We start from the raw sequence: 3,817 nt of genomic DNA, 5'->3' as shown, positions 1-3,817 counted from the left end.
CCTGTTGAATCATCAGGTGTCTGTTTAATAAATTGATCAGCATAGTTGATTGTTTGTTCGGCGGCACCTTTAATATCTAAATTATGCCCAATGCGAGCAATTTGCATGGATAGATATAAAGTGCTAGGTTCAGTACTAGCTTCAGTCATTGTTTTAGCCACTTCTAATAATATTTGAATCTCTTTAGTTGCTTGTCGCTGATCTTCTTCAGAATCAAATTGAGTAGGATAAGTGCCTGCATTTTTAGAAAGCTCTTCAATCCTATCTTGTAAATATAGAAGATCTATTGTGGCACCTTGTTCATTTTTAACTAAAAGTTTATCTATGTTTAAAGTAGCGTATGGCTCTGCATTAGTTAATGTGAAGAGAAAGGTTGATGTGATGAGTAATCTTTTCCAAGAAAGTCGCATAATTAGAGCCTTTATTTTTAGAATAAGGGGGAAAACTGATCAAGTATTATGAATCATTTTACCTCAGTGGTAGCATATTTTATATTATATCTTGGGTTACTATTGTTTAATGGATGATGCATGAAACAAGGATTAGATAAATTAATGGAAAATATAGATTTTACACTGCTATTTTTATTGATCATCGCAGGGCTGGGGTTGTTGAGTAAGAATGATACAGTTTTGATTGCAATGGCTGTGTTAATTGTGATGAAAGTGACACCACTGAATCAATTTTTACCTTTGGTGGAGAAGAAAGGCTTATGGCTTGGTGTGATTATTTTAACCATTGGAGTGATGTCACCTCTGGCAAGTGGCAAAATTAATCTCATGGAAGTATTAGCATCATTGAAAAATTGGCAATCCATCGCAGCTATTTTAGTTGGCATTTTGGTCGCATGGTTAGGTGGTGAAGGTGCTTCATTGTTGGAAGTTCGCCCTATGTATGTACCAGAATTGCTGATTGGTACGATCATTGGCGTTGCTGTCTTTAATGGTGTGCCTGTTGGACCATTAATTGCGGCAGGATTATTATCTTTATTGGTACGATGGAGTTAATCTTTCGCGTATAATGATGACTTTATTGAAAGTTGTGAGGGCATTATGCCAAAAGATTTTTTACAAAATATGGCAGGTAAAATTCAAGAATCATTGCCAGAAGGTTTAAAAAACACTCATGCAGAGATTGATCGAGTTGTGAAAGAACAGCTTGAAAATGTTTTGCCAAACTTTAAATTCGCAAAGCAAGATGAATTTGAAATTCAACAAAAAATTCTCTTAAAAACACGCAGCGAAGTGGATGATTTAAAAGCACGTATCATAGAATTAGAAGCGGTCATTCGTACATTGCAAACTCAAAAAGAAGATTAATACCATGGCACAAATCAGTCAAAAACATTCATGGTGGCTAACGGTCGCTAAATGGCAAGATCAACGTTGGTTATGGATTCTAGGCGGCTCCATTGCTTTAGCATTAGAATTAATAGCAGTATTCTATTTTCAAGAATATTTGGGGCAAAGGCCTTGCGAAATGTGTGTTTATATTCGTTTTGCTATGATAGCAATTGCGGTATTTGCATTCATCACAGCATTTTATCCTAAAAATATTTTGTTGAAATTGATTGGTTATATTGGTGCATTTGGGGCCATTGTGAAAGGCTTTTTATGGAGTTTAAATTTAGAGATGATCACGTTGGATCGTTTACGTCCAGATTATAATCCTTTCACAAGTAGCTGTTCTATTAATGAAGCATCATTTCCCTTTGGTTTGCCAATGCACAAGTGGTTACCATCACATTTTATGCAAACAGGCATTTGTGGGGAAGATAGCTGGTCATTATGGGGCTTAAACATGGCTGAATATATGATGATTATTTTTAGCTTATTTGCATTAGTGTTGGGTATTATGATGATTTGTTGGTTGAGTAGGCTATTCTTGAAGAAAGCATAGTTTTTTGTGAATTGAGAAAAGCCTCAGATTGAGGCTTTTGCTTTATTGGAGAAAAGTATGAAAAAGGTTCTATTGTTTTTCATGTGTTTATATACAGTACAATTTGGTTGGAGTGATGAAATCACTCATTTACGTGATGTAAAAACATATCAAACATTGATGAATAATGATACGGTTCAGTTGATCGATGTAAGAACAGCTGATGAATTTAATGCTGGTACAATTGGTAAAGCACAAAATATTGATTATTTATCAGAGGATTTTAAGGATAAGTTAGCATCTTTGGATAAAGATGAGCCTGTTTATGTCTTTTGTCGTTCAGGTAATCGCAGTGAAAAAGCGCGACATATTATGTTAGATCTAGGCTTTAAAGAAGTTTATGATTTACAAGGTGGTTACAATGCATGGCAACAATGGGAAGCAACTAAGGAGCAAAAATAATGAAAGTGATTCGTTGGATTTTAGGTAAAATTATTTTAGGTTTGGATAAATTAACAGCACCAGCACCGATGATTCGTTCTGTAGAAGAACAAAAAAAATTAGATGAAGCCACTGCACAATTAAAATTGTATCAGTTTCATGCTTGTCCGTTTTGTGTAAAAGTTCGCCGTGAAATTCGCCGCTTGAATTTGAAAATTAAACTGGTGGATGCATTGAATGATAAAACTGCTGAAGAACGTTTGATCAATGAAGGTGGAAAGCGTCAAGTGCCTTGTTTATATATCGTGAATGAAGATGAATCTGTGACTTGGTTATATGAATCTAATGCGATTTTAATTTATCTTCAAACATTAGCAAAAGGTGAATAGTTATATTTATCCATAAACTTTAAACTGTTTGGAGTTATCCCAATTTATCCAAACAACCTGTGGATAAAATTGTGAGGAAAAAGTGAAGATCTTTTTATAACTTTATTAACTTACTGAAAATAAAGGTGATAAAAGATCTTCTTTTTATTTGATCACTAATTGATCAATGAGGATAACTAATGAAAAAGATTATATTTGCACGCCATGCAGAAAGTGAAGCGAATGCAGGTGGAATCAGCAAGCCCAATGAGATTGTTGAATTAACAGAGACAGGTTTATCACAAGCGCAGCTATTGGCAGATGAATGGTTGGAAAAACCTTCACAAATCTATGTATCTAAGTTTATCCGTACAACACAAACAGCAACACCATTGATGCAAAAATATGATATGGAACCAGTTGAGTTTTCAGGTTTGAATGAGTTCAATACTTTCGGCTATGAGTTTGTGGAAGGCTTAACAGGTGAAGAGCGCTTGCCATTAGCAATTGCTTATTGGGAAGAAGCTGATCCTGATGCAAGAAAAGGTGAAACAGGGCAAACGTACAACGAATTTTGTGCACAAGTTGAAGATTTTATACCAACATTATTCACATTAGAAAATAATAGCGCCATTGTTGGTCATGGTTTGTGGATTACTCAATTAATGTGGCAAACATTAGGCTTTGGTTCACGAGTTTCAGATTCTCAATCCATGAAAGCTTATATGAAATTTCATATGGCTTTACATGTTGGTAATACACAGAAATTTAATCTGTATTTAACGGATGATAAAGTTTTTGTTCAAAAACATGACTGAAAATAGCAGTATGATTATTGAGGATATTGAGTTTGTTTTAGAAATTAAAGCAATTAAAAATCTCTATATCCGCGTGAAAAAAGATGGTAAAGCTTATGTCAGCGTACCCAAAAAACTATCACAAAAACAAGTAGAAATAACTTTGCTAAACCATTTACCTTGGGTCAAAGCACAATTAACCAAATTATCATCTTTGCAAATACAACCAGAGCTAGAATATCAATCAGGCGAAACCCACTCTTTATGGGGAAAATCATATACGTTGCAATTGGAAACTAATCACAAAAAAGTAGAAGCTCTCATTCGAGATGA

The 3,817-nt window shown here is 34.5% G+C and carries 7 protein-coding genes and 1 pseudogene; 7 read left to right on the top strand and 1 reads right to left on the bottom strand.

Going from position 1 to position 3,817, the window contains the following annotated elements:
• Positions 1-410 (bottom strand): annotated as a pseudogene (locus BZK14_RS12005) (hypothetical protein); the annotation flags it as partial.
• A gap of 144 nt (positions 411-554) precedes the next feature.
• Between BZK14_RS12005 and BZK14_RS12000 the strand changes: the two are divergent.
• The 7 genes from BZK14_RS12000 to BZK14_RS11970 form a co-directional block, all read left to right on the top strand.
• Positions 555-1,007, top strand: a complete 453-nt coding sequence (locus tag BZK14_RS12000) for a DUF441 domain-containing protein (protein ID WP_077926709.1) — start codon at positions 555-557, stop codon at positions 1,005-1,007.
• Positions 1,008-1,052: 45 nt separating this feature from the next.
• Entirely contained in the window at positions 1,053-1,319 is a 267-nt protein-coding gene (locus BZK14_RS11995) for an accessory factor UbiK family protein (protein WP_077926708.1), read from the top strand.
• 4 nt (positions 1,320-1,323) lie between these two features.
• On the top strand, positions 1,324-1,899 hold the full coding sequence (locus BZK14_RS11990; protein ID WP_077926707.1) for a disulfide bond formation protein B: 576 nt from the start codon (positions 1,324-1,326) through the stop codon (positions 1,897-1,899).
• A 57-nt stretch (positions 1,900-1,956) separates the two neighbouring features.
• Positions 1,957-2,340: a rhodanese-like domain-containing protein gene (locus tag BZK14_RS11985; RefSeq protein ID WP_077926706.1), complete on the top strand. Its 384-nt coding sequence runs from the start codon at positions 1,957-1,959 to the stop codon at positions 2,338-2,340.
• Positions 2,340-2,708 carry a glutaredoxin gene (locus tag BZK14_RS11980; RefSeq protein ID WP_077926705.1) on the top strand — a complete coding sequence of 123 codons (369 nt, stop codon included), beginning with the start codon at positions 2,340-2,342 and terminating at the stop codon, positions 2,706-2,708. Before BZK14_RS11985 ends, BZK14_RS11980 begins: the two co-directional genes overlap by 1 nt.
• Before the next feature lie 179 nt (positions 2,709-2,887).
• Complete coding sequence (locus tag BZK14_RS11975; RefSeq protein ID WP_077926704.1) at positions 2,888-3,505, top strand: histidine phosphatase family protein; 618 nt, start codon at positions 2,888-2,890, stop codon at positions 3,503-3,505.
• Positions 3,498-3,817 (top strand): YgjP-like metallopeptidase domain-containing protein (locus BZK14_RS11970; RefSeq protein WP_171973725.1); only part of this gene is annotated, 320 nt, incomplete at its 3' end. The genes BZK14_RS11975 and BZK14_RS11970, both read left to right, overlap by 8 nt.

This window comes from Wohlfahrtiimonas larvae, from assembly GCF_002006755.1.
Taxonomy (GTDB): domain Bacteria; phylum Pseudomonadota; class Gammaproteobacteria; order Cardiobacteriales; family Wohlfahrtiimonadaceae; genus Wohlfahrtiimonas; species Wohlfahrtiimonas larvae.
This window is presented reverse-complemented; position numbering and strand designations above follow the sequence as displayed.

Bases quoted from the DNA above. Each gene is read 5' to 3' on its own strand.
- BZK14_RS11995 (WP_077926708.1), top strand. From the start codon at position 1,053: ATGCCAAAAGATTTTTTACAAAATATGGCAGGTAAAATTCAAGAATCA.
- BZK14_RS11975 (WP_077926704.1), top strand. From the start codon at position 2,888: ATGAAAAAGATTATATTTGCACGCCATGCAGAAAGTGAAGCGAATGCA.
- BZK14_RS12000 (WP_077926709.1), top strand. From the start codon at position 555: ATGGAAAATATAGATTTTACACTGCTATTTTTATTGATCATCGCAGGG.
- BZK14_RS11990 (WP_077926707.1), top strand. From the start codon at position 1,324: ATGGCACAAATCAGTCAAAAACATTCATGGTGGCTAACGGTCGCTAAA.
- BZK14_RS11985 (WP_077926706.1), top strand. From the start codon at position 1,957: ATGAAAAAGGTTCTATTGTTTTTCATGTGTTTATATACAGTACAATTT.
- BZK14_RS11980 (WP_077926705.1), top strand. From the start codon at position 2,340: ATGAAAGTGATTCGTTGGATTTTAGGTAAAATTATTTTAGGTTTGGAT.